The organism is Bradyrhizobium sp., assembly GCF_027307225.1.
Lineage (GTDB): Bacteria > Pseudomonadota > Alphaproteobacteria > Rhizobiales > Xanthobacteraceae > Bradyrhizobium.
The window spans coordinates 1-26,998 of record NZ_DAHUXJ010000093.1 but is presented as its reverse complement, the minus strand read 5'-3'; the positions used below and the strand labels follow the sequence as shown (position 1 = coordinate 26,998).

Sequence of the window (26,998 nt, the reverse complement as noted above, 5' to 3'; positions counted from 1 at the left end):
GGAACGAGATGACGACACTTCAAACATCGGTGCCGGTTCGCCAGGCCAGTGTTGATACGCCCTCTCTATGGTCGCGGCTGAAGGTCAACCGCAACTTCGTGGCGCTGTGGTTCATGCTGCCTGCGGGCGCATTCCTGATCCTGTTCCTCGCGTATCCGCTGGGCCTGGGCATCTGGATGAGTTTTACCGACGAGCGCATCGGCCGCGCCGGCATATTCGTCGGCCTTGAGAATTACGAGTGGCTGTGGGACGACTCGATCTTCTGGCTGTCGGTTTTCAACACGATTCTCTATACGGTCGTCGCGAGCACCATCAAATTTGCGATTGGTCTCTATCTTGCGTTGCTGTTGAACCGCAACTTGCCGTTCAAGGCGCTGATCCGCTCGATCGTGCTCATTCCCTTCATCGTGCCGACCGTGCTCTCCGCGATCGCATTCTGGTGGATCTACGATGCCCAGTTCTCGATCATTTCCTGGTCGCTGATGAAGCTTGGCCTGATCGAGCACAACATCGATTTTCTCGGTGAAACTAACATGGCGCGCGGCAGCGTGATTTTCGCCAATATCTGGCGCGGCGTCCCTTTTGTTGCGATCACGCTTCTCGCAGGCCTTCAGACCGTCTCGCCCTCGCTCTATGAAGCCGCAACACTCGATGGCGCGTCCAACTGGCAGCGCTTCCGCTACATCACCTATCCGTTGTTGACCCCGATCATCGCGGTCGTGATGACGTTTTCGGTGTTGTTTACCTTCACCGATTTCCAGCTGATCTGGGCGCTGACGCGCGGCGGACCGGTCAACGCCACACATTTGATGGCGACCTTGAGCTATCAACGCGGCATTATCTCGGGGCGTCTGGGCGAGGGCGCGGCGATTGCGACCGCCATGATCCCGTTCCTGCTGGCGGCGATCGGGATATCCTGGTTCGGCATGCAGCGACGCAAATGGCAGCAAGGATCGAGCAATGACTGATTCCGTGCTTCCTGCCAAAGCTCCGGCGGCCGTCCGCGGCGACGACAGCGAGGGCATGAGCTATCTGGAGTCGCTGCCGCGCCGCGTGGTGACGCTCTATATCCCGCTGGGACTGATCCTGATCATCCTGCTGTTCCCGTTCTACTGGATGGTGCTGACGTCGATCAAACCCGATGAGCAACTGATCGACATGAACACCTACAACCCGTTCTGGGTGGTTCATCCGACGTTCAAGCACATCGAAAAACTGTTGTTCGAGACGCAGTACCCGCACTGGCTCTGGAACACGATGTACGTCGCGGTCGGTGCCACCGTGCTCTCGATCATTGCAAGCGTACTGGCGGCCTACGCCATCGTGCGCCTGCGATTCAAGGGGGCGGACACTGTCGGCGTCTTGATCTTCTTCGCCTACCTCGTGCCGCCGTCGATCCTGTTCATTCCGCTGGCGTCGGTGATCCAGGCGTACGGCCTGTTCGACTCGCCGCTGTCGCTGATCCTCGTTTATCCGACGATACTCATTCCCTTCTCGACCTGGCTGTTGATGGGATACTTCAAGACTATCCCGTTCGAGCTTGAAGAATGTGCGCTGATTGACGGCGCCTCGCGCTGGCAGATCCTCACCCGCATCGTGGTGCCGCTTGCCGTTCCCGGCTTGATCTCGGCCTTCATCTTCTCCTTCACGCTGTGCTGGAACGAGTTCATCTACGCGCTGACCTTCCTGCAATCGACGGCGAACAAGACGGTGCCGGTGGCGATCGTGAACGAATTCGTCGATGGCGATATCTACAAGTGGGGCTCGCTGATGGCGGGCGCGCTGGTCGGCTCGCTGCCGCTCGTCATCCTTTACGCCTTCTTCGTCGAGCACTACGTGTCGGCGATGACGGGGGCGGTCAAAGAGTGACAGGCGAAGGTCCGTCGGACCTCATCCTGAGGAGCGCGCATTTGGCGCGCGTCACGAAGGATGGCAGCTTGCAGGGTCTGTGATCATCCTTCGAGACGCATCGCTTGCGCGATGCTCCTCAGGATGAGGCAACGAAGAACAAACGGGAGTAAGTTTTGTATATTCTGGTTCTGGGCGCGGCCGGCATGGTCGGCCGCAAATTGGTCGATCGCCTCGTCGCCGACGGCCGGCTTGGCAAGAGCGGCATCACCAGGATGACGCTGCACGACGTCGTCGCGGCGAAACAGCCCGAAAAGGCCGGCTTCCCGGTTGAGATTCTGGCCGGCGATTTTGCAGTGGCCGGTGTTCCTGAAAAGCTCGTTTCCGGCCGCCCGGACGTGATCTTTCATCTGGCTGCGATCGTCTCCGGCGAGGCCGAACTCGATTTCGAGAAGGGCTACCGCATCAACCTCGACGGCACGCGGATGCTGTTCGATGCGATCCGGCTGGCCGGTGGCGGCTACAAGCCGCGCGTTGTGTTCACCTCGTCGATCGCGGTGTTCGGTGCGCCGTTCCCGGACGCCATTGGCGATGAGTTCTTCAATACGCCGCTATTGAGTTACGGCACCCAGAAGACGATCGGCGAGCTCCTGCTTGCCGACTACACGAGGCGCGGCTTTATGGACGGCGTCGGTATTCGCTTGCCGACCATCTGCATTCGCCCGGGTCTGCCGAACAAGGCGGCCTCCGGCTTCTTCTCCGGCATTCTGCGCGAGCCGCTTGCAGGCCAGGAGGCGATCCTGCCGGTATCGGAGGATGTACGGCACTGGCATGCTTCGCCGCGCTCGGCGGTCGGGTTCCTGATCCATGCGGGAAGCATCGACACTGCCAGGATCGGTCCACGACGCAACCTGACCATGCCCGGCCTTTCCGCAACCGTCGGCGAACAGATCTCCGCGCTCAAGCGCGTTGCGGGCGAGAAGGTGGCAGCGCGGATCAAACGCGAGCCGGATCCTTTTATCGTGGGCATCGTCGCCGGCTGGCCGCGTAACTTCGATCCCAGACGTTCGCTTGAACTCGGCTTCACGACCGCAGAAAAGACCTTCGACGACATTATCCGTATTCATATCGACGACGAACTGGGCGGTAACTTCGCCGCCTGATTTCGCGAGCATGATCCGGAAAAGTGGGAACCGGTTTTCCGATAAGATTATGCTCAAACACAAGACTTCGCGGGAGAACAACCATGACAGCCAGCATCGTCGGATGGGCACATACGCCCTTTGGCAAGTTTGACGCCGAGACGGTCGAAAGCCTGGTCGTCAAGGTCGCCAACGAAGCGTTGGCGGACGCGGGCATTGCAGCCGCCGACGTCGACGAGATCGTGCTCGGGCATTTCAACGCCGGCTTCTCGGCCCAGGACTTTACGGCCGCGCTGGTGTTGCAGGCCGATCCGCAGCTCCGCTTCAAGCCGGCCACCCGCGTTGAAAACGCTTGCGCGACCGGCTCGGCCGCCGTGCATCAGGGCATCCGCGCGATCGCCTCGGGGGCGGCGAAAATCGTGTTGGTCGTTGGCGTCGAGCAGATGACGCGGACGCCGGGCCCCGAAATCGGCCGCAACCTGTTGCGCGCTTCTTATCTGCCCGAAGACGGCGATACCCCCGGTGGCTTCGCCGGCGTGTTCGGCAAGATCGCGCAAGGCTACTTCCAGAAATACGGCGATCAATCCGATGCACTCGCCATGATCGCGGCTAAGAACCACAAGAACGGCGTTGCCAATCCCTACGCTCAGATGCGCAAGGATTTCGGTTTTGAATTCTGCCGCTCCGAAAGTGAAAAGAATCCCTATGTCGCGGGTCCGCTGAAGCGTACCGATTGCTCGCTGGTATCGGATGGTGCGGCCGCGCTGGTACTGACCGACCTCGAGACCGCGAAGAAGATGGGCAAGGCGGTGAACTTTCGCAGCGTGGCACACGCGCAGGATTTCCTGCCGATGTCCAAGCGCGACATTTTACAGTTCGAAGGCTGCTCGATCGCCTGGCAACGCGCGCTCGAGAAAGCCGGTGTTGCGCTTTCCGACCTTTCCTTCGTCGAGACCCACGACTGCTTCACGGTCGCCGAACTGATCGAGTACGAGGCGATGGGGCTGACACCGCGCGGGCAGGGTGCGCGTGCCATCAAGGAAGGCTGGACGCAGAAGGACGGCAAGCTACCGGTCAATCCCTCCGGCGGATTGAAGGCCAAGGGCCATCCGATCGGTGCGACCGGCGTTTCGATGCATGTGATGACTGCGATGCAGCTCACGGGGCAAGCGCCCGAAGGCATGCAGCTTCCAAATCCGAAGCTCGGCGGCATCTTTAACATGGGCGGTGCGGCGGTCGCCAACTATGTTTCGATCCTGGAGCCCGCGAAGTAAGCGAGGCTTTGAGCAATGAACATCGCGGAATGGCTCGCCAACACGGCCAGGCTTCGTCCTGAAGCGCCGGCACTGCTGACCGGCTTCGACCTAGACGCCGACTACGGGACCTTCGCGCACCGCGCGGCCGCGACCGGTGCCGCGCTGTTGCGTGACCACGGGATCGCGCCTGGCGATCGTGTCGCGCTTTTCGCCGGTAACTGTACGCAATATCTCGAATGCCTTTACGGCATCTGGTGGATGGGCGCGGCCGCTATCCCGATCAATGCCAAGCTGCACGGCCGCGAGGCCGCCTGGATCTGCAGCGACGCCGGCGCCAAACTGGCTTTCATTTCCGACGGCACGGTTGAAGCGTTGACAGAGGCGAAGGCCGATCTGCCGGCCGCGATGAAGACAGTGTCGCTCGACAGCGACGCCTATCGGGCGATGCGCGAAGGTGAGGGCGCACCCATGCCGCTCGCCCGCGAGGTCGATGACCTCGCGTGGCTGTTCTATACCTCGGGCACGACCGGCCGGCCGAAGGGGGTGATGCTCAGCCACGGCAATCTGGTCGCAGCGTCGATGTGTTATCTCGCCGACGTCGATCCGGCGACGCCGCAAGATGCCTCGCTCTATGCCGCGCCGATTTCGCATGGCGCCGGCCTCTACAATCTCCCGCATGTGCGCATGGGCGGACGGCACGTCGTTCCGGAATCCGGCGGTTTCGATCCGGATGAGGTGCTCAACCTTGCCCGCAATCTCGAGAATGTCGTGATGTTCGGCGCGCCGACCATGGTTCGCCGGCTGGTCGATGCTGCCAAACGCCGCGGCGAAAGCGGCGAGGGCATACGCACCATCATCTATGGCGGCGGGCCTATGTACCTCGCCGATATCCGAGAGGCGATCTCGGTGATGGGGCAGCGCTTCGTGCAGATCTATGGCCAGGGCGAATCGCCAATGACCATCACCGCGCTCAGCCGCGAATGGCACATGAAGACGGAACATCCGCGCTACCTGGAGCGGCTGGCCTCGGTCGGCACCGCGCAGAGCGTCATGTCGGTTCGCATCACCGGCAAGGACGGCGAGGTACTGGGTGCGGGCGAGACCGGCGAGGTCGAAGCCAAGGGCACCGCCGTGATGCTCGGCTACTGGAACAATCCGAAGGCCAATGCCGAGACGCTCAAGGACGGCTGGCTGCGCACCGGCGACGTCGGGCGTCTCGACGAAGACGGCTTTCTCACGCTCTCCGACCGGTCAAAGGACGTCATCATTTCCGGCGGCACCAACATCTATCCGCGGGAAGTGGAGGAGGCGCTGCTGTCGCATGCGGACGTGCGCGAGGTCTCCGCGATCGGCCTGCCCGATCCAGATTGGGGCGAGATCGTCGTTGCCTGCGTGGTGCTGGAGGAGGGCGCGACTCGCGACGACGCCAAGCTGGATGCACATTGCCTGGCATCGATTGCGCGTTTCAAACGGCCCAAGCGCTACGTTTATCTCGATGCGCTGCCGAAGAACAATTACGGCAAGGTGCTGAAGACCGAGTTGCGGCGGATGATGCGGAAGTAAGTAGTTTTCCGGGGTCGCCGTGCCGGCTGGAGCCTGTCGCCTGCTCGCCGACGGCGAGACCCGTGGCGGACGATGACGCCGTCGCGCATACGGCCATACCTCGGGAAGCCTTGATCTCGCCCGCAGCCCGGCGCTACTAAGCCGGACAGGCGCATCGCGCCGAACATTTTCCGTAAGAAAGTACCACCCATGGGGCCGCTGGAAGGCGTCAAAGTCATCGACATGACGACCGTGCTGATGGGGCCGTATGCCACCCAGATGCTGGGCGACTACGGCGCCGACGTCGTCAAGGTCGAAAGCCTCGAGGGCGACGTGACGCGGCTGATCGGTCCGACACGGCATCCCGGCATGGGACCGGTGTTCCTCAATACCAATCGCAGCAAACGCAGCATCGCGCTCGACCTGAAGAAGCCCGGCGGCCGCGACACGGTGCTGCGGCTGATCAAGACGGCCGATGTCCTGGTCTACAACATCCGTCCTGCGGCGATGGCGCGCCTGCAACTCGGCTACGATGTCGTATCTGATATCAACCCGCGGCTGATTTATGCCGGGGTATTCGGCTTCGGCCAGGATGGTCCCTACGCCGCCAAGCCGGCTTATGACGACCTGATCCAGGGCGCGACCGGTCTGCCGGCGCTGATGGCGCAAACCGGTGACGGCGTGCCGCGCTATGTTCCGAACGCCCTGGTCGATCGGATCGTCGGACTGACGGCGGTCGGCGCGATCTGCGCCAGCCTTGTGCATCGCGATCGCACCGGGCGCGGCCAGCGGCTGGACGTTCCGATGTTCGAGACCATGGCGGGATTTGTCATGGGCGACCACATGGGTGGGCTCACTTATGAACCGCCACTCGACAAGGGCGGCTATGCGCGGCATTTGTCGCGCGACCGCAGGCCTTACAAGACCGCAGACGGCTTTATCTGCGTGATCGTTTATAACGACAAGCAATGGGCGAGCTTCTTCGCGGCGACCGGTCGTGACGACCTGCGGCAAGATCCGAAGTTTGCAAGCTTTGCCGGCCGTGCCAGCAATATCGACACCGTCTATGCCGAACTCGCCCGCATCTTCGAGACTAAAACCACGTCCGAATGGCTCGATTTGCTCACCAAGGCCGATATACCCGTAATGCCCATGCATGATCTCGAAAGCATCTTGCAGGACCCGCATCTGGCATCGACCGGTTTCTTTCCGGTGGTCGATCATCCCAGCGAAGGAAAAATCCGCAGCATGAAGGCTTCCGCCCGATGGTCCGAAACGGCAGTCGAGCCTTCGCGGCTCGCGCCGCGCTTGAACGAGCACGGTGGCGAAATCCTGAAGGAAGCCGGGTTTTCAGCCGAAGAGATTGCCGGACTTGTGCGTGACGGCGCGACAACAGCGGTCTGACATCATGGATTTCGCGCTCAGCCCCAATCAGGAATCGATCCGCGATGCGGTCGCAAAAATCTGCGCACGCTTCGACGACGCCTATTGGCTGAAGAAGGACAAGGAAGGCGGATACCCGGCCGATTTTCACCGCGCGCTGGCCGATGCCGGCTGGCTCGGCATCTGCATTCCTGAGGAATATGGCGGTTCCGGCCTCGGCATCATGGACGCCGCGATCATGATGCGGACGATTTCGGAATCCGGCGCCGGCATGTCGGGCGCCTCCGCAGTGCATATGAATGTGTTCGGGCTCAATCCGGTGGTCGTATTCGGTACCAAGGAGCAGTGCGAGCGGATGTTGCCGCCGATCGTGGCCGGCACAGAGCGATCCTGCTTCGCCGTCACCGAACCCAACACCGGGCTGAACACCACGCAGTTGAAGACGCGCGCGGTGCGTTCCGGCGACAAATATATCGTCAACGGCCAGAAGGTCTGGATTTCGACCGCGCAGGTCGCCGGGAAAATTCTGCTGCTGGCGCGCACCACGCCGCTGGAAGAAGTGAAAAACCCGACCCGCGGGCTAAGTCTCTTCTATACCGATTTCGATCGCAGCCGCATCTCGGTGCGGGAGATCGAGAAGATGGGCCGCAAGGCGGTCGATTCCAACGAGCTCTTCATCGAGGATTTCGAGATTCCGCTTGCGGATCGCCTCGGTGAAGAGGGTCGGGGATTTGAATACATCCTGCACGGCATGAATCCCGAGCGCATCCTGATTGCGGCAGAAGCCGTCGGGCTCGGCCATGTGGCGCTGTCACGCGCCGCGGCCTACGCCAAGGAGCGCAACGTCTTCAACCGTCCGATCGGCAAGAATCAAGGAATCCAGCATCCGCTCGCGAAGAACTGGATGGAGCTGGAAGCTGCCTGGCTGATGACGCTGTCGGCTGCGTGGCAATACGACCAGGGTCAGCTCTGCGGGCCGGCGGCCAATGCCGCGAAATATCTTGCAGGCGAAGCCGGCTTTCATGCCTGCGAACAGGCGGTGATGACCCATGGCGGTTTCGGCTACGCCAAGGAATTTCATGTCGAGCGATATCTTCGGGAATCCCTGATCCCGCGTATCGCCCCAATCAGCCCACAGCTCATTCTCAGCTTCATCGCCGAAAAGGTGCTGGGCTTGCCGAAGTCGTATTGAGGCGGCTAACCCCTTTCGAAAATCATAAAGCGCACGTTCAAGGATTCATCATGACTCGTCTCAAGGCCGCGCTCGACCCGCGCTCCGTCGCCATCATCGGCGCCTCGGAAAATCCCAACAAGGTCGGCGGCAGGCCGGTGCACTATCTCGACAAGTTCGGCTTCAAGGGCAGGATTTTCCCGATCAATCCGTCTCGCCCCGAGGTGCAGGGCCACAAGTGCTACAAGAGCCTCGGCGATCTGCCGGAAGCGCCTGACATGGTGATTGTCGCGGTCGCCGGCGATAATGCGATTGGCGTGGTAGAAGATTGTGCGGCCCACGGCGTGAAGGTCGCCGTGGTGATGGCCTCGGGCTTCGGCGAGGTCGATGCGGTCGCCGGCAAGGCGAAAGAGCGGCGGATGGTGGAGGCCGCGCACAAGGCCGGCATGCGCATCGTCGGTCCCAATTCGCAGGGGCTCGCCAATTTCGGTACCGGCGCGATTGCAAGCTTCTCCACCATGTTCATGGATATGGATCGCGCCGAAGGCCATGTCGCGATGCTGAGCCAGAGCGGCGCGCTGAGCACGGTGCCCGTCGGATTCCTGCGTCAGCGCGGCATCGGCGTGCGCCACACCCATGCGACCGGCAACGACGCCGATATCACCGTCGGTGAGCTTGCGGTCGCCGTCGCGGAAGACCCCGAGGTCAAGCTCCTGCTGCTTTATCTCGAGAGCATTCCGGAGACGAAATATCTGGAAGAACTCGCCGAGGTGGCGCTCAAGCGCGATCTGCCGATCATTGCACTGAAGTCCGGCCGCTCCGAAGCCGGGCGCCAGGCCGCGCAATCGCATACGGGCGCGCTCGCCAATGAAGATCGCGTGGTCGATGCCTTCTTCGAGCAGCACGGCATCTGGCGCGCGCCGGACATGCGTGGCCTGGTTGAGGCGACCGAGCTTTATCTGAAGGGATGGAAGCCGAAGGGCAGGCGGCTGGTTGCGATCAGCAATTCCGGCGCGGTCTGTGTCATGACGGCGGACGCCGCCACCAACGTCGGCATGCCAATGGCGACACTCTCCGCCGAGACGGACAAGAAGCTCAAAGGCATTCTGCCGAGCTTTGCCACCACGACCAATCCGATCGATCTGACGGCGGCGCTGCTGTCGAACAGCCGCCTGTTCGGCGATATTCTTCCTGTCATCGCCGAGGATCCGGCCGCGGACGCGTTTCTGATCGGTGTTCCCGTCGCAGGTCCGGGTTACGACGTCGAGGCGTTCGCCCGCGACGCCGCAGCCTTTGCCAAACAGACCCGCAAGCCGCTGGTGATCGCCGCGACCCAAAAGAGTGTCGCCGATCAGTTCGCCGCCGAAGGTTCGTCCGTCTTCCCGACCGAGACCGAGGCGGTCGCGGCATTGCATCAGTTCCTGGCACACCACGAACTGATGGCGCGCACCAAGGCACGCCGGGCGCAGACGCAGAAGGTGCGCGCGCTCTGGGTGCCGGCGGCTGCAACCACCATGCTCAATGAAGCGGACAGTCTTGCTTTGCTGGCCGAGCGCGGCGTTGTCGTCGTGGCCCATCGGCTGTGCCGGTCGCGCGCCGAAGCCGTGGCGGCGTTCGAGAGCATCGGCGGTCCGGTGGTGGTCAAGGGATGTTCGGCCGATATCGCGCACAAATCCGAGCTTGGGCTGGTCAAGCTCGGCGTGACGAGCCGCGAGGAAGCGGGCGACGTCTGGGCCCAGATGGAAGCCATCATCCGCAAGCACGGTTCGCGGTTCGACGGCGTCATCGTTGCGGCGATGGCGGGCGGCCGCCGCGAGATCATGATCGGCGCGCACCGTGATCCCGTCTTCGGTCCGGTCGTGGCCGTGGGCGATGGCGGCAAGTATGTCGAGATTTTCCGCGACACCGCGTTGCTGTTGCCGCCCTTCTCAAGAGACGAGGTGAGGGCAGCGCTGCAAAGACTTAAGGTCGCGCCGTTGTTCGCGGGTGTGCGTGGCGAGCCGCCTATGGATGTCGATGCGCTGTGCGACGCCGTGATGCGGATCGGCGACCTGATGCTCGATCCCACAGCTAGGGTCGTCAGCCTCGACCTGAATCCGGTGCTGCTCGGCAGCGCCGGCAAGGGCTGCGTCGTTGTCGACGCGGTGGTATTTCAGGGCTAGAAATAGCGATTTCGACGGTAGTGGCGAACGCAACGAGGCAACCCCCCAAGGCTACGCGGAACTATCCGCCCCGGCTTGCCTCGCCGCATTCGCTCACTTCACGCACATCCGGCGGTGGGTGATCACCGCCAGTGGAAGACGACGCTGGCGATGACGATCATGGCGGTCACTGCCATCATCTGCGCGAGTACCTCCGAGGCCACCCACTTGGTGACGTCCTTCATGCCGTTCTCCCTAGACACGGGTCTGGGTGAACCCGGATTTTGGACGTGACTCATCGTTGCCCGCGAAGGCCCGACGAGACTGGATTTACTCGGAACACCCCTCGACGAGTATTCGCTTTGATTTGAGTCCCCACTCAGCGAATATCGACAGGCGTCAAGGTCGTTTAGCAATAAGGCGGCATTTTGGCCCGCCTGTAGCGGGTTTATGCGGAAGCCAAGGAATTTTGGGAACGAATTTTGGTTCATGTTGGCGGCGTCCCGCCGCCATTGTGGTATCATCGCGTCGAACGATCGAACTCCGACAGACCTAGTGCCCACTTTCCGAAGTTCGTGTTACACCTCAGCACGCACCTTTCACGAACTTCGGAAAGTTCTGGGCACTAGCAAATCTATGATTCTAGTGCCGCTTTTCTATTTGAAGTTCCTGGATCGAATTCGCCGCTTGTGGTGCAGGAACTTCAAACGGGCGGCACTAGTGGAGTGGATCGGCTCCTGCAGCAAAGCCTGCTCGAAAACGCGACGCCTCAGCTAAGCCAAATGGATGACATCGGCCAACGGCACGTCGCTCCGACGTGTGCGTCATGGATCAGGACAGCGTATGCCCACCGAACTTGCGGCCGTGCAAGCCGTTCACAAGCCGTGGGGGGTCCGCGATCTGCAACCCTGGAGCAGCCTTGACGCTTCAGGCGATGCCGTCGGCGAACTATGGTTCGAGCGGCCCGGCAAGCATGCTCTTAACCCCGCCCTGCTCCTCAAACTCCTCTTCACCAGCGAACCATTGTCGATCCAGGTTCATCCGGACGACACCTTCGCCCGCGCGATGGGAATGCCGAATGGCAAGAGCGAGGCCTGGTATATCCTTTCGGCAGAGCCGGACGCGCGGATCGGCGTAGGCCTGAAGCACCGGATAACGCCACAGCAACTACGTGCTTCGATCCGTAACGGTTCAATCGAAGAACTGGTTCACTGGCGTCCGGTCGCCAAGGGCGACGTGATCTACATCCCGGCCGGCACTATCCATGCCATCGGCGCTGGCATCGTGCTTGCCGAAATTCAGCAGCGCAGCGACACGACCTTCCGCCTGTTCGACTTTGGAAGACACCGCCAACTGAATGAAGACAATGGCGTCGCGGTTGCCCACCCGTGGCCGCTTCAAGCGCCCTGCCATCCGATCCGTCTCACGACGGCCCGAACGGTGCTGATCGCAAGCCGGCATTTCGTCCTTGAGCGGGTTGAGTTGACCGAGGGTTCAAGCTGGGCGCTCCTCGCCGGGCCTGAGACCTGGATTCTAGCTCTCGGCGGCCACGCGGCGATCGGACTGTCCGCAGTATCGATCGGACAGGCAATCTTCGTCGGCGGCGGTCGCACCAGCATCGAGGTTGGCGCCGATGGATTGAGCGCGCTGGTCGCCTATCCGGCAAGCCGCCCGATCGATTCGCTATTGCAGACACTCGATGAGCAGCCCGTCAGCCCGGTTAATTCGGCAGCTTCCGAGACACAAAGCCCCACCGAGGCGCAAACGTGACGCCGCATCGCCGCATCGTCGTGATCGGAAATTCGTTGCCTCGCCGCTGCGGCATCGCCACCTTCACGACCGATCTGGTACGAGCGGTTGCGAATTCACGGCCAAACGTCGAGACCTGCATTGTCGCGATGAATGATCACGGTCAAACCTATAACTATCCCGATTCGGTCGCCTTTCAGATCAAAGATGACACCATCGAAGATTATGTGCACGCTGCCGCATTCCTCAACGCTGGCCGCTTTGATGTCGTCTGTCTGCAGCACGAGTTCGGAATATTTGGCGGCGAAGCCGGCGGCTACATTCTCGAGTTGCTTTCACGATTGAACATGCCGGTTGTCACGACGCTGCACACGGTGCTGGCCAAGCCGGGCGCGGCCCAACGCGCGGTGATGGAACGCCTCGTCGAGGCATCTTCGAAGATCGTCGTGATGGCCAACAAGGGACAGGAGATGTTGCGTAGCGTCTATGGCGTTCCAGACGAGAAGATGGAGGTCATCCCCCATGGAATCCCCGAGTTTCCGTTTGCTGAGCCCGACGCCGCAAAAGCCCGACTCGGATTCAGCAACCGTTCCGTCATCCTGACGTTCGGCCTGCTCTCCCCCAGCAAAGGTATCGAGGTCATGATCGACGCAATGCCCTCGATCCTGCAACGCCGGGCGGACGCGGTCTACGTGGTGCTCGGCGCGACGCATCCCAATCTGGTGCGAGACCAGGGCGAGGCCTACCGCGAGAGCCTGGTGACGCGTGTGCGTGAACTCGGGGTCGAGAACCATGTGGTGTTTCTCGACCAGTTCGTGGATCAGGCGACGCTACTGGAATTCATTTCGATGTGCGACGTCTATGTCACGCCCTATCTCAATGAGGCGCAAATGACGTCGGGGACGCTGGCCTACAGCTTCGGGCTCGGCAAGCCGGTAGTTTCGACGCCCTACTGGCACGCGCTGGAGCTATTGGATGACGGCCGCGGTGTCATCGTTCCGTTCGGCAACGCGGCAGCGATCGGCAAGGAAATTGCCCTGATGCTCACCGATGCCCCTCGCCGGCAGGCGATGCGCGAGCGCGCCTACGCCATCAGCCGCTCGATGACATGGGAGCGCACTGCCGAGCGTTACATCGCCGTATTCGAGAACGCGCGCCATGGCGACTGGCTCAAGGTGGTCGCGCGGACCGGACCGGTCCCGATTGCGCACAGCCCTGCGGCGTCCGACATGCAATTGGGTCACTTTCTTTCCATGTGCGACGACACCGGCCTATTCCAGCACGCCGTGCATTCGGTGCCGGATCGCGCGCACGGCTATTGCGTGGATGACAATGCACGGGCCCTGCTGCTGGCCTGCGCCCTCAACAATCCCGGTGAAAAACGCTTGTCCGAGCCGTTGACGGCCCGATTTGCTGCCTTCGTGCAGCATGCCTGGAATCCCGACACCAAGCGATTTCGCAATTTCATGGGCTTCAATCGGACCTGGCTTGAAGACAGCGGTTCCGAAGACAGTCATGGGCGAACCTTGTGGGCGCTGGGTGAGTGCGCCCGCAGGGACGCGAGCCCCTCGCGCCGGCGATGGGCTGCCGCCCTGTTTGCGGAGGCGCTGCCAACCGTGAAGACATTTCATTCGCCCCGGGCGTCGGCCTTCACGCTATTGGGTTTGGACGGTTATTGCGCCGTCGTGCCTGAGGATCTCCGCGCCAGGGAAATCAGGCATTTTCTCGCTGACAGATTGATATCCGGCCTCGCGTCGGTTGAGACGCCGGACTGGTCGTGGTTCGAGGAGAGCCTCGCCTATGACAACGCACGGCTGCCGCAGGCCCTGATGCAGACAGGCATCGCTACCCAAACGCCTGATTACGTCGATGCCGGATTGAGATCGCTCCGCTGGCTGATGACACAACAGACAAACTCGACCGGTCAGTTCCGCCCCGTGGGCACCGCCAGCTTCGGCGAACTGCGCCGGCCGCCTCATGCATTCGATCAGCAGCCGGTGGAAGCCACCGCAACGATCGCCGCCGGCCTGACCGCGTGGCGAGCGGAAGGCAACGCCGAATGGAAAGCGATCGCAACCAACGCTTTCGCCTGGTTTCTCGGCCGCAACGACTTATCGGTTTCGCTCGTTGATCCCGAAACCGGCAGTTGTCGCGATGGCTTGCATCCCGACCGCGCCAACGAAAACCGCGGCGGTGAGTCGGTCGTCTCATATCTGCTCGGTCTTGCCGATATTCGTCAGCTTGCGCGCGTTAATGTCAGCGCCACCTCTCCGGTAGCGCTTCGTTCCATCGGCGCCTGATCTTGCCCCAACTCCAGCGAACCGAGGTCGTCTTGTCACAAGCCTCTTTCCTGCATCGGCAGGCACTTTATCTGCGTCCTGACCCCGCGCGCGTGATCGTACGCCCTTTCAAGCCGGCAACCGAACCCCGCGATCTCAACCCGACCGACAAGACGCGCGCCAACCATATTGTCGAACGTGTTCTTGCACTCGACCCCAAGGCCGCGGCCGGCTTGTTGACCGATGTGCTGGAGAATTTTCAAGGGCGCCATCGCAATCTGCTCGAGACCTTCGAACTTCGCGCCGACGACATGGAAGACGCGCTCGCGTCACATGACACCTTTTCCGAAACCCAGCGCCAGCTTCTCGGCGCATATTTTCTCAACGAGTATTCGTTCGAGGCGTCGGCACTGTTCAATCCCAGCATCGTACCGCACCCCGATCAGTCGGGAACGCCGGAAGGCGGTCTGCGCTTCATTCTCAGCCTGCGGGCCGTTGGCGAGGGACATGTGTCTTCGCTGACATTTCGCACCGGCACCATCGCAGCCGATGGCAGCCTGGCGGTCGATCCAACCGCCCGGCTCGCCTCAAGTCCTAAGGTTGAACATCGAACGTCCGGGCCACTCGGCGACGAAGTTGATGTCGTCTTCAAGGAGGGTCTGGACATCAGCGAACGCGTGATATTCCCAGTCACGGAGTATCAGTCGCAGGGTATCGAAGACGCCCGCTTCGTCGAATTCAGCGATGGTGGCCGGAAGACCTATTATGCGACCTATACCGCCTATACAGGCAGGGCGATCCGGTCGGAGTTGCTCGAGACGAACGACTTCCTGTCATTTCGAATGTCGCCGCTGCAGGGCACCGCCGCGCGCAACAAGGGCATGGCACTGTTCCCCCGCCAGGTCGGCGGAAACTACGCCATGATCGCGCGCCAGGACAATGAGAACCTTTACCTGATCTACTCAAACGACTTGTACCGATGGGACGGCGGCCAGGCGATCCTGAAACCGCAGTTTCCCTGGGAATTCGTGCAGATCGGAAACTGTGGCTCACCGATCGAACTGGACGAAGGCTGGCTGTTGCTCACGCACGGCGTCGGTCCGGTCCGAAAATATTCGATCGGCGCGGCCCTGCTCGACAAGAACGATCCCACCAAGGTGCTGGCGCGTTCGGTCGAACCGTTGCTGCGTCCAGAACCATCGGAGCGCGAAGGCTACGTTCCCAACGTGGTCTATACCTGCGGGGCGATGCGGCACAACGATCAGATCATTTTGCCCTACGCCATATCCGACACCTACTCCAATTTTGCGACCATCGAGATTGCAACCCTGATGCAGGCAATGTCCTGATCCGAATCAGTTCGTGCGGCGATCATCCGGCTATGGGCGCATCATGGTTTCAACAGAACAATTCCGGCAAGAGATTCGATCGCGGCTGGAACGGGCGAGCGCGCAAGGTGGGCAACACCTGACGATCGAGTGCGGGGAGCTTTACCGGTCAGTCAGCAGCCCCCCGGTTTCCAACCGATGGATGATCTTCTGCTGTAATGCGATGCGTGCCGAAATGGCGATCTCGGACGAAGTGATTTTCGACTATGCAACAAAAGAAACTTTGCTGAAGGTGAAATACAGACTGCCACGAACGAAAACCAGGCCGCCGGTTGATCGTGGCCCCGAATAGGGCATCGCGGTCATCATCCGGCAGAGGCATTTTCGTCGCGCTTCACTCCGCCTTGGCGCGGCTCCGCAAGATGCCAAGCGTCCTTTCGTCGCCGCGGGCGTGCGCGTCGTCGACAAAGGCGATCAGGAGATCGGCGAGCGTCGCGAAATCCCACAGCTTGAGTTCGGCCGGGTCGATCCATCCCTCGAAGTAGTCGTCGAGGTAGCCGCGCGAGGCATCGTTGGCTTCGGTCCAGGTCGGACCGGCAAGGCCGGGCGGATCGAGATCCCAGTGACAGACCACGAAGCCATCGGCGGATTTGCACAAAATCCAGCGTCCATCCTTCGGAGCCTCGCCAATCGGGCGCAAGGATTGACCGATCCTTCGTATGACAAGTTCGACCTGGTCAGGCATGCACGCCCCGGCACTCACACGAGAACAGAACGGCCCGCGAAATATTCGGGCCAATCCTCCTGTTCCACAGGGTGATGGTTCAACTATGGCGAGATCAACGCATCCGAGGCAGAAAAGATTCACCCCGGCGGAATCTAGTGGTCCGATTCTAACATACGCATCCCTTCGCAGCGGCCACTTTTGCGAATGTTAGAATCGGAGGACCACTAGCAAATATATGTTTCTAGTGGAGTTTAGGATTTGACATTCGCGAATCAAACTCGCGGTCGGGTGGGTAGCGAATGTCAAATCCACTCCACCAGCGATGCTGGTCAATACGATCAGCACTGCCCCGCGAACTGTGCGGCCCTGACCAAACAGCACATCGCGTGAGCGTTCCGGCAAGACCGCGATATTTTTGCGCGTGACTCCGCGGAACGGTGACTGCCCCATGACGTTTACACCTGCATCCGAGAAGAGGAGGACGAAATGAGGAAAGTATTGATGATTGCGGCGGCGACCTGCGTCCTGGCCGGGCCGGCCCTGGCCGATGAAGTCGGCGTGCGGGCCGGTCCGGTCGGCGCAGGTGTGACCGTGGGCGAAACCCCTCGCGTCGACACCGAGCGGAAGACCGTGATCAGGAAAGACGAGCCGGGCAGCCGGACCACCGTGATCAAAAAGGATCACGACGACGGCACCCGGAGCAAGACCGTCATCCATCACGACTATTAGTACGGGCCGAACCATACGCGGTTGAAAACAATCCCTGACTGAAACTCACTCGCCCGCGGGTTCCATTCGGAGCACGCGGGCGGTTCTTTGTTATCGCTTCAGGGTACGCGGCCAACGGGTCGCACGAATGCGCGCCCGGCTATCCGGCCCTGCCGTTATGATGCGCATCATCGAGGCGGTCGAGCGTGGCGTGCAGGTTCTTCTGCACCTCGGCGAGCCTGCTCAACAACTGTGAGACATCGCCGCGGGAAAGATTTTGCACCGCAGTATCGACGACTTCCCGGGCGAGGGGTAGCAGCCTGGCCTTCAGCCCCCGCCCCTTCGGCGTCAGATGGATATGCCATTTGCGACGGTCGTCCGGGTTGCGCACCCGCCGCACCAGGCCGTTCTTTTCCATGATCAGGATCGCGCTCAGCGTAGTCGGCTCCATGGTGCCGACCCGGTTCGACAGTTCGCGTTGGGTCAGGCCGTCCTCGTGCCAGAGCGCACGCAGGAAGTACCACATCCCGAGCGTGATGCCGTGCGGCTCGATCTTGAACTGGAGGAAGCGCTGAAGCAGGCGATGGGTGGCGCGGATCTGATAGCCGACGCTTTCGGAAAAGGGCAAAACGGGGTCGGTAGCGGGTGCGCTCCGCTTTGGTGGCTTGCCGGTCTTTTTGCCGGTGGCTTTTTTCAGGCTGGTCAACGACGTCCCTTTCGTCCCTGCCGACAGCTAATATCGCGAGCGGTGATTGCACATTCGCAACGCCTGCGCAAACCTGCCCTCAAGAACAGGCTGTGGAACGCTGCCCATCTCGTTGGCATTTTAGGGGTGTTATCCGCCGACGGATTGCGCTATTTACTTAGCAAACTAAGTATTTTTTCACCGGAGACGGCATGACGGCGGCCCCAGAGGCGCGGGAATTGACCCTTGAAGTCCGGCACAAGTCGGAAATCGCCAACGGCGTGTTCCTGTTCGAACTGCGCGCGGGAGGTGGCGGGCAATTGCCGCCGTTCACGCCCGGTTCGCATATCACCGTGACCGCGCCCTCCGGGCAAAAGCGCCGCTATTCGCTCTGCAACGATCCGGCCGAGCGCGACCGCTATCTGATCGCGGTAAAGCAGGAAGCTTCCGGCCGCGGCGGTTCGCTGAGCTTCACGAGGGAAGTCAGCGAGGGCGACGCGGTCACGGCCGAGCCGCCGGAAAACGAATTCGAAATGGCGAAGACCGAGCCGAAGCGGCTGATCTTCATCGCGGGCGGCATCGGCATTACGCCGATCCGCGCCATGATCCTGCACTGCGTTCGTCAGGCCAGGACGAATTTCATGCTTTATTACTTCACGCGCACGCCCACGATGATGGCGTTTCGCGACGAGTTCGCTTCTCCCGCCTTCGAAGGCAAGGTGGTGCTGCATCACGACAACGGCGATCCCGATCAGGCCTATGATCTCTGGCCGGTGCTGGAACAGCAGCGCGGCGCGCATCTTTACTGCTGCGGCCCGCGCGGCCTGATGGACGCAGTGCGCGACATGACCGGCCACTGGCCGGATTCGGCGGTGCATTTCGAAGACTTCGTCGGCGCTTCCGCTCCGCATGCGGACGACAAGCCATTCGAGGTGAGGCTCGCAAAATGCGGCGCCGCTTACGAGGTCGCCGCCAACGTTTCGATCCTCGATACGCTGCGGCGGCACGGCCATGTGCTGGCGAGCTCCTGCGAAAGCGGCACCTGCGGCACCTGCCGCTGCCGCTTCACGGAAGGCGAAGTAGACCATCGCGACCTCGTGCTCTCGGACGACGAAAAGAAGCGCGAGATCATGATTTGCGTCTCGCGGGCAAAATCGCCGACACTGGTGTTGGATATTTGAGGATGAGCAACGTCGGGCGAACTTTCTTATCCCTCCCCCGCGAGCGAAGCGAGTGCGGGGAGGGTCGACGCGAATGGAATGAGCGTCGGGGTGGGGGCAAATTCGTTCGCGGCATCCCATATTATCCTATAAGGCGACACCCCCACCCGACCGTCGCTTCGCGCCGGCCACCCTCCCCACGCGTTCCGCGGGGGAGGGATAAGGAGAGCGTGCCTTGCCGGAAACACCCATGACCACCCCCCTGAACCTCGGCGTCATCGGTCTCGGCCGCGCCTTCACGCTGATGCTGCCGACGTTTGCCGCCGACCCGCGCATTGCGCTTGTCGCCGCCGGCGATCCCCGCACTGAGGCGCGCGAGCGCTTTGCGACGGAGTTCAATGCGAAGGTTTTCGACGACGCCGAGGCGCTATGCGCCGATCCCGACGTCGCGGCGGTTTATATCGCCTCGCCACATCAATTCCATGTCGAACACGTCAAGCTCGCCGCAAAGCACGGCAAGCACATCCTTGTCGAGAAGCCGATGGCGCTTGACGTCGAGGATTGCCGCGAGATGATCGCCGCGGCGAAAGAGGCCAGCGTCAAGCTGATGGTCGGGCACAGCCACAGTTTCGACCTGCCTTACTTGCGCGCCCGTGCGATGATCCGAAGCGGCGCCTATGGTCAAGTCCGCATGATCAATGCGCTCAACTTCACCGACTTTCTCTACCGTCCGCGCCGGCCGGAAGAGCTCGATACGAGCCAGGGCGGCGGTGTGGTGTTCAGCCAGGCCGCGCACCAGGTCGATATTGTCCGGCTGCTGGCGGGCAGCAAAGCCACGTCCGTGCGCGCCATCACCGGCAACTGGGATGCCGCGCGCAGCACCGAAGGCGCTTATGCGGCGCAGATCAGGTTCGACGACGGCAGTTTTGCCTCGCTGACCTATAGCGGCTACGCGCATTTCGACACCGATGAGTTCATGGGCTGGTGGGGCGAGCTCGGGCAAGGCCGCGATGGCGGTCTGCCTTACGGCCGCGCGCGGGCGAACTTGCAGAAGGCCACCAGCGTCGCCGACGAGATCGCGCTGAAGAACGCCCGCGCCTACGGTGTTGCAGGAAGCGACGCGTTTCGCATCGACGGCGAACTCGCGCACAATCATTTCGGCCTCGTGGTCGTCAGCTGCGAGCGCGCCGACCTGCGCCCGCTGCCGCAGGGCGTCATGGTCTATGGCGACAAGACGCGGCATCTTGACGAACTTCCCGCGCCCAAAATTCCGCGGGCTGAAGTGGTCGACGAACTCCATGCGGCGGCGATGTCAGGCCACGAGCCGCTGCACTCCGGCGAATGGGGGCTGGCGACGCTGGAGATTTGCATGGCGATCCTGGAATCGGCGAAGACGGGGGCTGAGGTGGGGTTGAAGTGGCAGCTGTAAGTTTAATCGTCACTCGTCGCCGCGCGGGCGGTGCGCTCCCTCTCCCCTTGCGGGAGAGGGTTGGGATGAGGGGTTGCAGTCTTTCGGTGGATTACCCCTCACCCGCCCGACTTCGCTGCGCTTCGCCGGACGACCTCTCCCGCAAGGGGAGAGGTGAAGGAAGTGTTCGCCGCAAATTCATGTCTTCGGATTATTCGCCCGCGTTGCGATGATCGCGATCAGGTCGTTCTCGGCGGCAGCCGCGGTCTTGTAGCGCGGCTCGGTGGTCACGAAGGGCTGCTCTGCCTCGGCCGGATGGAAGATCTCGACGAAGTAAAGGCCGGATGGCGCGTCCAGTTTCGGCTCGATACGGATCATTGCCATGGTTCAGTTCCTCCCACCGCCGTCATTCCGGGGCGCGAGCGAAGCAAGCGAGCCCGGAATCCATTTCTCCCAGCATTCTTGCGGCGCCATGGATTCCGGGTTCAGCCCTGCGGGCTGCCCCGGAATGACGACAGACGAATGCGTCACGCCTGCGTCTCCCCTTCTGCAAACAACACTTCCCGCAACCTCCCCGCCAGCGCAGCGCCGGCTGCATCAGGCGCTTCCGTCGTCCCGCTCATGCCGAGATAACGCTCGGCGACTTCCCGTGAATTCAGCAAGTCCTTGGCCGCGCCCGACAGCGTCATGCGGCCGTTCTCGAACACATAGCCGCGGTCGGCGATCGACAGCGCGGCCTTCGCGTTCTGTTCGGCGAGCAAAATGGTGATGCCCTGCTCGCGCAGCGCCACGATCAGGCGAAAGATTTCCGCGACCAGTAGCGGCGCAACGCCGAGCGACGGCTCGTCGAGCACCAGGATTTTAGGGCGAGCCATCAGCCCGCGCGCGATCGCCAGCATCTGCTGCTGGCCGCCGGAGAAATTTCCAGCGATGTCGTTCATCCGCTCGCGCAGCAGGGGAAACAGCGTCCACACCGATTCGAGTTGCGCAGCCGCATCGGCCTCCGGCACCGCATAGGCGCCGAGGGCGAGATTTTCCGCAACCGTCATCCCGGCAAAGATCTGCCGTCCCTCCGGCACATGGGCGATGCCCCGCCGTAGCCGCTCCGCCGGCGACAAAGCCTCGATCGCATTGCCTTCGAGGAGAATCTGACCGGCCTGTGGGCGCAGCAATCCCGAGACGGCCTTCGCAAGCGTCGACTTGCCGGCGCCGTTGGCGCCGAGCAGCGTGACGATCTCGCCGCGTTCGAGCTTGAGGTTGACATCTTCGAGCACGCGGTGATGGCCGTAGCCGATCGCCAGCGACCTGAGTTCAAGAAGCGCCATGATCCTCCTTTCCGAGATAGGCCTCGATCACGCGGTTGTTGTTCTGTACTTCGGCCGGCGTGCCGGTGGCGATGATCGCGCCGGAATCGATCACGACGACGCGGTCGGCGACGTTCATCACCAGCGACATGTTGTGCTCGACGACCAGCACGGGAATGCCGAGCTTACGGATCGCCCGCAACAGATTTGCGAGCTCCTGCGTTTCGGTGTCATTGAGGCCCGCCGCCGGCTCGTCGAGGCACAAGAGTTTCGGTTGCGCCATCAGCGCGCGCACGACTTCGAGCAGTTTTTGCGCGCCCATCGGCAATTCGGTTGCGTGCATTCCGGCAAAGCCCGATAGGCCCACGAGCTCCAGCATCTCCCCGGCGCGCTGGCGGGTGCGGCGTTCTTCCTCGCGCGCGCGCCAAAGCCACAGCGCCTGACCCGCGAGCGAATGGCGGCCAAGCCGATGGCCGCCGACCATCACGTTCTCGATCGCGGTCATCCCGGGAAAGACCCGCGCCGACTGGAAGGTGCGGACTAGGCCGAGATTTGCGATTTCGACCGGCGACAGGTTGGCGAGATCTCGGCCTGCGAAGACCACCCTGCCCGCATCGCGGGCCAAGATGTTGGTGACGAGGTTGAAGACGGTGGTCTTGCCCGCGCCGTTCGGGCCGATCAGCGCGGTCACTTCGCCCGGCCGCACATCGAACGACACGTCGTTGATGGCCTTCAGCCCGCCAAAGCTCTTGGCGAGGCCGCGCACGCTGAGCATCGCGGTCTCGTTGGCCTGGCTTTGTGTGTCGATCGCGCTCATGACGCCTGCACCCGATCGCTGACGGGGTTCACCTTCGCCGCGACCTCGCCGCGCGCGCCAGCGAGCCGGGTCAACAACTGGATCAGCACGCCATAAATCCCCTGCGGCAGATGCAGGAAGCTCGCGACCAACAGCGCGCCCGAGGCAAAGGTCTTGTAGATCGCGAGCGGCGCCGACATCACCGGCAATAGCGTCAGCAGCAGCGCGCCGAACAGGCCGCCGACCAGCGTGCTTTCGCCGCCGATGATCAGCATCGCCACCAGTTCGAGGGAACGCGAGGTGCCGACCATTTCCGGCGCGAGAAAATTGAAAAAGAACGCGTAGAGGCTGCCGGCGAGCGAGGCGAGCGTCACGCTGATCAGGAAGGCGGCGAGCTTGTAGCGCACGGTGTTGATGCCGAGTGCGGCTGCCGCCATCTGGTCGGAGCGGATCGCCTGCAGCGCGCGGCCGAAGCCGGAACGCATCGCGCCAAAAAGCCCGAGCAAGATGACAATATCGAGCGCCAGCACGAGATAATACATCGCGCGCGGAGTGGCGAAGGTGAAGCCGGCAACCGAGAAAGAGGGAATGCCGACCAGACCGGACGGCCCGCCGGTGATATCGATGAAGCCGACCGCGCAGGAGTCGATCAGAAGCCCGAAGGCGAGCGTCGCCAGCGCGAGATAAAGCCCACGCAAACGCAGCGTCACCACCGAGAGCACCAGCGCGCAGGCAAGCGAGACGCCGATGCCGGCGAAGATCGAAAGCGCCGGCGCGATCTCGGTGTTGATCGCGAGATAGCCCGAGGTGTAGCCGCCGATCGCCATGAAACCGGCCTGGCCGAGGCTGACCTGGCCGGCATAACCCATCAGCACATCGAGCCCCATCAGCGCCATGAACAAGATGGCGGCAATGACCAGGGAGCTCATGATGCCGTTGTCTGTGACGGCGAAGGGAATAGCCACGGCCACCAACACGGCCAGCGCCGCGAGCGGCCAGCCGAGATGAGCAGGCAATTTGGCGGCATGGCCTGCGGCCTTGACGTCATCGCGGGTGTCCTGCCGCCGCGCCACGCCGCCCGCGATCAGTCCCTGCGGCCGCCAGATCAGCACCACGAGCAGGATGAGCAGCGAGATCGCACTGGAAAACAGCGAGGAGATGTAGGCGGTCGATAGTTGCGTGACGAGCCCGAGGAACAGCCCGCCAATGATCGCGCCGGGAAACGAGGCCATGCCGCCGATCGCCGCCGCCACGAAGCCTGAAATCGTGAACAGACGCCCGGTGTCGAATTGCAGCGAAGTCGACGGCGCGACGATGACGCCCGCAATCGCCGCGATCAGCGTTGCCAGACCAAAGCTGAACAGCGTCATCCTGGGCACGTCGATGCCCATCAGGCTGGCGGCGGCGGGATTCTCGGCGCAGGCGCGCAGGCCCTTGCCGAGCCTGGTTTCGGCGATCAGAAACCAGAGCGCGGCGATGATCAGCGCGGTCGCGCCAAACACCCAGAAGGCCTGCGTGGGGATCGTGATGCCGCCGAACGCCAGCGGCTGCTCGCCCGAAAAAGGCGGCGTAGCATAGGGCTGGCTGCCCCAGACGACGAGCGAAAATCCCTCGATCATGGTGAGGATGCCGGCGGTCAGCATCAAGACATTGGCGTTGGAAAGCCGCGCCAGGGCCGGCACGAAAGTGAACCGCGCCAACACGACGCCGGCGATCACGGTTGCGATCACCGCGGCCGGAATGGCTACGATCAGCGGCCAGCCCCAGGCGACGCCGAACGTATAGCCGATCAGCGCGGCGATCAGCGCAAAGCCGCCCTGCGCGAGATTGATCGCGCCGGTGACGCGATAGATCAGCGAGAAGCCCAGCGCGATCGCGGCATACATGCTGCCGACGACAAGCCCGCCAATCGCGATCTGGACAAACTCAAGCACGCCGGACCACCCTTCGTCGGGCCGGAGCTTTGCTTAGCGATTCCATAGTTGCCAAAGAAGGCCGAAAGCTTGCAATGCAGCGGCTGCGGCGGCAGCATAGGCAGCGCGCGCGCTCCATGTCGATTGCGCTTCCGCGGTGCCAGTCACATCGTAAAGGCGGCCGTTCTTATACATGACCATGTTGGTTGACTTCGCCTCGGTTTGGCCATCAGCCCAAACTTCAACGGTTGCCGATTTTATCCAAAGTAAAGCAGCGGCTATTGCCGCTGTCGCACATAGAATATCCGTAACCGTTTTTGTCGTCATTTTCCGCTCTCTCCAATCGATCGTTCCGGAAAATTCACTGCGCGCGCGGAATGCCGAGGGGATCGCTCACCACGTCCCAGGTCTGCGCTGCCGTATCCCAGCGCGTGACAACGACGTTCTGTTCGCCGAGCCCGCGGTTGGGCACCGCCTTGAAATCGTAGAAGCCGTTGATGCCGGCCACGCCCGTGAGATCGTGCAGATAGTTGCGCAGGTCTTCCGCCGATGCATCCGTCTTCAGCTTGCGCAAGGCGCCGACGACAAGCAGCGCCGGATCCCAGGCATAGGTCGAAGGACCGTCGGGCTTGATGCCGGTGCCGTCGAACGCCTTGTAGAACGCAGCCTTGGCGGCTGCCGCTTCGTCCTGCTTCGCCGGCTTTTCGCTCTTGAGAAAATCGGCGGCCGGAATGTAGAGCTGCTTCGGCAGGAAGGCGGCATATTGCGCCATCTGCGCGTAGGTCTGATTGCCGTTGGTGGTCGCAACCGGCAGTTCGAGGCCGGCATCGTGGATCGCCTTGAACACGGTGCCGATCGGCCCGCCCGTCGACCACGCGATCAGCACGTCGGGACCCGCGCCCTTCAGCCGCTGGATCTGCGCCGATGCGCTGACGTCGGTCGGGTTGAGCTGCGCTTCGGCCACGAGTTCGACATCCTTGTGGTCGGCCTCGGCAAACAGCGCCTTGAAGTTCTTGTAGGCGTCCTGCCCGCTTGCATCGGTCGAGGTGATCAGCGCGACCTTCTTCCAGCCTTTCTTGCCGAAATAGCGCAACAGCGCCGCCGCAAGCTCCTTGGTCGAGATGCTTGAACTGTAGATGAAGCTGCCTGGCGCCGGATGGACGCCGGGCGAGAAGCAATAGAGCAGCGGGCCATTCTTCATCAGAGGGGCCATTGCATTGCAGAGCGCGACCAGCGCCGAACCCAGGATGACCGGCGGATTGGACGCCTTCACCTGATTGGCGAGTTGCACCGCGACTTGGGGGCTCGATTGATCGTCATGAAAGACGAATTTCAGCGGCTGGCCGTGGATGCCGCCGTCGGCATTCGTCGCCTTCTCGAATTGCTGGAGCGATTGTTGTTCGGCCTTGCCGAGGAAGGCGCCGCCGCCGGTGAGCGGCAGGATGACGTTGATCTCGCGATCGGCGGCCTGTGCCGCAGTGAGCCCACACACAAGTGCTGCGGCAACAAGAATAATGCGGAAGCGCAAACGATCCTCCCGAGATTTTTTTGCGTTTGATATTTGCGGCGTTTGGTGTTTTAGCGATTTCCAGTAGCGGCGAATTTGAAGTTCCTATCAATATCGCCGCAGGTTCGTAATAGGAACTTCAAATTCAAGGCCGCTACTAGTCAATAGGTTGCTAGAGCTCCTTTGATTCCGAAGTCCGCATCAGAGGTGCCGCGGTAGCTTGCGGACTTCGGAATCGGAGCTCTAGTGGCAGCGCCATGTTTCCGGCTGTGACGTTCGTAGCATGTCAGGCCGCAGCGCCCGCCATTTCCTTGTCGGTGTCGTCCTCCTCGAGGCCGGCCAAAACCTTGACCTCCTCGTCGGACGCGCCGAGCGTGCGCCACGGAACGGTCTTTTCGACCACGCCCTGGTAGGAGCGCAGTCTGGCCTGCGGCAGGCGCGGCTGGATATGGCCGATCACGCGGCCCTCTTCCTGGAAAGCCTTCGCGGCGTCGATCATCAGGCGGCGGAACTGGACGATCGCGATATCGCTGGCGCCGAGCCGCTCCTGGCTGCGATCGGCGATCGGCCCCATCGATTCCCACATCGCGATGTCCTGGTTGGGCATGCCGAGAATGCCGGTGAAGCTGTCACCACTGGCCATCGCCGCGCGGTCCTGAAGATAGTCGTTATCGGCGTGGCGCTTGATCGGACGAAACTGCGCGTCGACGTCCTGACCGACCTCGAGCACGCAAAATTTCCGCCATGCATCGGTGTCGATGCCGGCCTGTTCGCCCTCCGCCCAGGCGATGAAATGGAAGTAACTCGAAGTGTCGTTGCGCGGTACGATCACGCTCGTGACATTGTAGGTCGCGTTCGGCGGGATCAACGCGGTGAACGGCGCGACGTAAGTCGTGATGCGGACGTAGTCATGCGTGTTCGCGTTCGCGATCGGACGGCGGATCGCGGCAT

The 26,998-nt window shown here is 62.1% G+C and carries 23 protein-coding genes and 1 pseudogene; 15 read left to right on the top strand and 9 right to left on the bottom strand.

Annotated features, from left to right (window positions below):
- Positions 1–8 precede the first annotated feature (8 nt).
- The 12 genes from M6D32_RS16000 to M6D32_RS15945 all read left to right on the top strand — a co-directional run bounded on the left by M6D32_RS16000 (position 9) and on the right by M6D32_RS15945 (position 16,191).
- Positions 9–968, top strand: coding sequence for a sugar ABC transporter permease (locus M6D32_RS16000; protein WP_298257878.1), 960 nt, complete (start codon positions 9–11; stop codon positions 966–968).
- Complete coding sequence (locus M6D32_RS15995; RefSeq protein ID WP_298257876.1) at positions 961–1,869, top strand: carbohydrate ABC transporter permease; 909 nt, start codon at positions 961–963, stop codon at positions 1,867–1,869. The genes M6D32_RS16000 and M6D32_RS15995 overlap by 8 nt, the downstream gene beginning before the upstream one ends.
- 155 nt (positions 1,870–2,024) lie before the next feature.
- Entirely contained in the window at positions 2,025–3,011 is a 987-nt protein-coding gene (denD, locus tag M6D32_RS15990; protein WP_298257874.1) for a D-erythronate dehydrogenase, read from the top strand.
- Positions 3,012–3,094: 83 nt separating this feature from the next.
- Entirely contained in the window at positions 3,095–4,264 is a 1,170-nt protein-coding gene (locus tag M6D32_RS15985; RefSeq protein WP_298257872.1) for an acetyl-CoA acetyltransferase, read from the top strand.
- A gap of 15 nt (positions 4,265–4,279) precedes the next feature.
- A complete protein-coding gene (locus M6D32_RS15980) occupies positions 4,280–5,809 on the top strand; it encodes an AMP-binding protein (protein ID WP_298257870.1) in 1,530 nt (509 codons plus the stop codon).
- Between the two features lie 189 nt (positions 5,810–5,998).
- The gene (locus M6D32_RS15975) at positions 5,999–7,192 is read left to right on the top strand and encodes a CoA transferase (protein WP_298257868.1); all 1,194 of its coding nucleotides are present in this window, start codon (positions 5,999–6,001) and stop codon (positions 7,190–7,192) included.
- A 4-nt stretch (positions 7,193–7,196) separates the two neighbouring features.
- A complete protein-coding gene (locus tag M6D32_RS15970; protein ID WP_298257866.1) occupies positions 7,197–8,363 on the top strand; it encodes an acyl-CoA dehydrogenase family protein in 1,167 nt (388 codons plus the stop codon).
- Between the two features lie 50 nt (positions 8,364–8,413).
- Positions 8,414–10,504: an acetate--CoA ligase family protein gene (locus M6D32_RS15965; protein WP_298257864.1), complete on the top strand. Its 2,091-nt coding sequence runs from the start codon at positions 8,414–8,416 to the stop codon at positions 10,502–10,504.
- Positions 10,505–11,326: 822 nt separating this feature from the next.
- Positions 11,327–12,253 (top strand): class I mannose-6-phosphate isomerase, encoded by a 927-nt coding sequence (locus tag M6D32_RS15960; protein WP_298257862.1) that lies wholly within the window; start codon positions 11,327–11,329, stop codon positions 12,251–12,253.
- A complete protein-coding gene (locus M6D32_RS15955) occupies positions 12,250–14,532 on the top strand; it encodes a glycosyltransferase family 4 protein (protein ID WP_298257860.1) in 2,283 nt (760 codons plus the stop codon). Before M6D32_RS15960 ends, M6D32_RS15955 begins: the two co-directional genes overlap by 4 nt.
- Positions 14,533–14,564: 32 nt before the next feature.
- Positions 14,565–15,860, top strand: coding sequence for a glycoside hydrolase family 130 protein (locus M6D32_RS15950; RefSeq protein ID WP_298257858.1), 1,296 nt, complete (start codon positions 14,565–14,567; stop codon positions 15,858–15,860).
- Positions 15,861–15,903: 43 nt separating this feature from the next.
- A complete protein-coding gene (locus M6D32_RS15945; RefSeq protein WP_298257856.1) occupies positions 15,904–16,191 on the top strand; it encodes a hypothetical protein in 288 nt (95 codons plus the stop codon).
- A 42-nt stretch (positions 16,192–16,233) separates the two neighbouring features.
- Here M6D32_RS15945 and M6D32_RS15940 read toward each other — a convergent pair whose 3' ends face one another.
- The gene (locus tag M6D32_RS15940; RefSeq protein WP_298257854.1) at positions 16,234–16,584 is read right to left on the bottom strand and encodes a hypothetical protein; all 351 of its coding nucleotides are present in this window, start codon (positions 16,582–16,584) and stop codon (positions 16,234–16,236) included.
- Positions 16,585–17,052: 468 nt separating this feature from the next.
- Here M6D32_RS15940 and M6D32_RS15935 point away from each other — a divergent pair, with 468 nt between their 5' ends.
- A complete protein-coding gene (locus M6D32_RS15935; RefSeq protein WP_298257852.1) occupies positions 17,053–17,295 on the top strand; it encodes a hypothetical protein in 243 nt (80 codons plus the stop codon).
- A 139-nt stretch (positions 17,296–17,434) separates the two neighbouring features.
- Here M6D32_RS15935 and M6D32_RS15930 read toward each other — a convergent pair whose 3' ends face one another.
- Entirely contained in the window at positions 17,435–17,980 is a 546-nt protein-coding gene (locus M6D32_RS15930; RefSeq protein ID WP_298257850.1) for a MarR family winged helix-turn-helix transcriptional regulator, read from the bottom strand.
- Between the two features lie 191 nt (positions 17,981–18,171).
- On the opposite strand from M6D32_RS15930, the gene M6D32_RS15925 reads away from it, so the two are divergent.
- Positions 18,172–19,140, top strand: a complete 969-nt coding sequence (locus M6D32_RS15925; protein ID WP_298257848.1) for a PDR/VanB family oxidoreductase — start codon at positions 18,172–18,174, stop codon at positions 19,138–19,140.
- A gap of 229 nt (positions 19,141–19,369) precedes the next feature.
- Positions 19,370–20,548 carry a Gfo/Idh/MocA family oxidoreductase gene (locus M6D32_RS15920; RefSeq protein WP_298257846.1) on the top strand — a complete coding sequence of 393 codons (1,179 nt, stop codon included), beginning with the start codon at positions 19,370–19,372 and terminating at the stop codon, positions 20,546–20,548.
- A 177-nt stretch (positions 20,549–20,725) separates the two neighbouring features.
- Here the strand turns inward: M6D32_RS15920 and M6D32_RS15915 are convergent, their stop codons facing one another.
- The 7 genes and pseudogenes from M6D32_RS15915 to M6D32_RS15885 all read right to left on the bottom strand — a co-directional run.
- Positions 20,726–20,911 carry a hypothetical protein gene (locus tag M6D32_RS15915; protein ID WP_298257844.1) on the bottom strand — a complete coding sequence of 62 codons (186 nt, stop codon included), beginning with the start codon at positions 20,909–20,911 and terminating at the stop codon, positions 20,726–20,728.
- Between the two features lie 143 nt (positions 20,912–21,054).
- The gene (locus M6D32_RS15910; RefSeq protein ID WP_298257842.1) at positions 21,055–21,852 is read right to left on the bottom strand and encodes an ABC transporter ATP-binding protein; all 798 of its coding nucleotides are present in this window, start codon (positions 21,850–21,852) and stop codon (positions 21,055–21,057) included.
- The gene (locus M6D32_RS15905) at positions 21,839–22,648 is read right to left on the bottom strand and encodes an ABC transporter ATP-binding protein (protein WP_298257840.1); all 810 of its coding nucleotides are present in this window, start codon (positions 22,646–22,648) and stop codon (positions 21,839–21,841) included. Before M6D32_RS15905 ends, M6D32_RS15910 begins: the two co-directional genes overlap by 14 nt.
- Positions 22,645–24,561, bottom strand: a complete 1,917-nt coding sequence (locus M6D32_RS15900) for an ABC transporter permease (protein ID WP_298257838.1) — start codon at positions 24,559–24,561, stop codon at positions 22,645–22,647. The genes M6D32_RS15905 and M6D32_RS15900 overlap by 4 nt, the downstream gene beginning before the upstream one ends.
- A 33-nt stretch (positions 24,562–24,594) precedes the next feature.
- Positions 24,595–24,867 carry a hypothetical protein gene (locus M6D32_RS15895; RefSeq protein WP_298257836.1) on the bottom strand — a complete coding sequence of 91 codons (273 nt, stop codon included), beginning with the start codon at positions 24,865–24,867 and terminating at the stop codon, positions 24,595–24,597.
- Positions 24,868–24,901: 34 nt separating this feature from the next.
- Complete coding sequence (locus M6D32_RS15890) at positions 24,902–26,068, bottom strand: ABC transporter substrate-binding protein (RefSeq protein ID WP_298257834.1); 1,167 nt, start codon at positions 26,066–26,068, stop codon at positions 24,902–24,904.
- A 265-nt stretch (positions 26,069–26,333) separates the two neighbouring features.
- Positions 26,334–26,998, bottom strand: a pseudogene (locus M6D32_RS15885) (hypothetical protein); the annotation flags it as partial.